The organism is Pseudoduganella sp. RAF53_2, assembly GCF_052113985.1.
GTDB lineage: Bacteria > Pseudomonadota > Gammaproteobacteria > Burkholderiales > Burkholderiaceae_D > Rugamonas.
Genome location: NZ_JBFRDW010000955.1, coordinates 1 through 1,516 on the forward strand (window position 1 = coordinate 1; position 1,516 = coordinate 1,516).

At 56.2% G+C, this 1,516-nt stretch carries 1 protein-coding gene and 2 tRNA genes; all 3 read left to right on the forward strand.

What is annotated here, in order from left to right:
- Nucleotides 1–129 precede the first annotated feature (129 nt).
- Nucleotides 130–203: transfer RNA gene (locus tag AB4Z11_RS31365), tRNA-Gly, on the forward strand.
- Between the two features lie 41 nt (nucleotides 204–244).
- Nucleotides 245–319 (forward strand) — tRNA-Thr (locus AB4Z11_RS31370).
- Nucleotides 320–388: 69 nt separating this feature from the next.
- A partial coding sequence (gene tuf, locus AB4Z11_RS31375; RefSeq protein WP_442030037.1) for an elongation factor Tu occupies nucleotides 389–1,516 on the forward strand: 1,128 nt, incomplete at its 3' end.

Sequence of the window (1,516 nt, forward strand, 5' to 3'; positions counted from 1 at the left end):
CTGTAAATCTGCCCTCTTATGAGTACACTGGTTCGAATCCACTGTAAATCTGCCCTCTTATGAGTACACTGGTTCGAATCCAGTCCCCTCCACCAAAACAAGGAACAGAGTGAATGTAAGACGGACCTCGCGGGTGTAGCTCAATGGTAGAGCTGAAGCCTTCCAAGCTTAAGACGAGGGTTCGATTCCCTTCACCCGCTCCAGTATGGCCTGCATTGCATAAGCTTTAACAAGCATCAAATAAGCCCTTGTAGCTCAGTGGTAGAGCACTCCCTTGGTAAGGGAGAGGCCACGTGTTCAATCCACGTCAAGGGCACCAGAATTCTGCAGTAAATCTATCTGATAGTCGGGCGCGTGCCCAGCAACTCAACATTGTTAGGAGTCTAAAATGGCAAAAGARAAGTTCGAGCGGACYAARCCGCACGTGAACGTTGGCACCATCGGTCACGTTGACCAYGGYAAAACCACCCTGACCGCTGCAATCGCAACCGTTCTGTCGAAGAAGTTCGGCGGCGAAGCGAAAGCTTACGACCAGATCGACGCTGCTCCTGAAGAAAAAGCACGCGGCATTACCATCAACACCGCGCACGTTGAGTACGAGACCGCAACCCGTCACTACGCTCACGTTGACTGCCCAGGCCACGCCGACTACATCAAGAACATGATTACCGGTGCTGCGCAGATGGACGGCGCGATCCTGGTTTGCTCSGCWGCTGACGGCCCRATGCCTCAGACCCGYGAGCACATCCTGCTGGCGCGTCAGGTTGGCGTTCCTTACATCATCGTGTTCCTGAACAAGTGCGACCTGGTGGAYGACGCTGAACTGCTGGARCTGGTGGAAATGGAAGTGCGCGAGCTGCTGTCCAAGTACGAGTTCCCAGGCGACGACCTGCCAATCATCAAGGGTTCGGCACGTATGGCCCTGGAAGGCGCTGCTGGCGAAATGGGCGAAGACTGCATCATGCGTCTGGCCGATGCRCTGGACACCTACATCCCAACCCCAGAGCGCGCTGTTGACGGCACCTTCCTGATGCCAGTGGAAGACGTGTTCTCGATCTCCGGCCGCGGTACCGTGGTGACCGGTCGTGTTGAGCGCGGCATCATCAAGGTCGGCGAAGAAATCGAAATCGTTGGTATCGTTGACACCGTCAAGACCACCTGCACCGGCGTGGAAATGTTCCGCAAGCTGCTGGATCAGGGTCAAGCCGGCGACAACGTTGGTCTGCTGCTGCGCGGCACCAAGCGTGAAGACGTTCAGCGTGGTCAGGTTCTGGCGAAGCCAGGCTCGATCAAGCCGCACGCGCACTTCACCGGCGAGATCTACGTTCTGTCGAAAGATGAAGGCGGCCGTCACACSCCGTTCTTCAACAACTACCGTCCRCAGTTCTAYTTCCGTACCACCGACGTGACCGGCTCCATCGAGCTGCCGAAGGACAAGGAAATGGTTATGCCTGGCGATAACGTGTCGATCACCGTCAAGCTGATCTCCCCGATCGCTATGGAAGAAGGTCTGCGC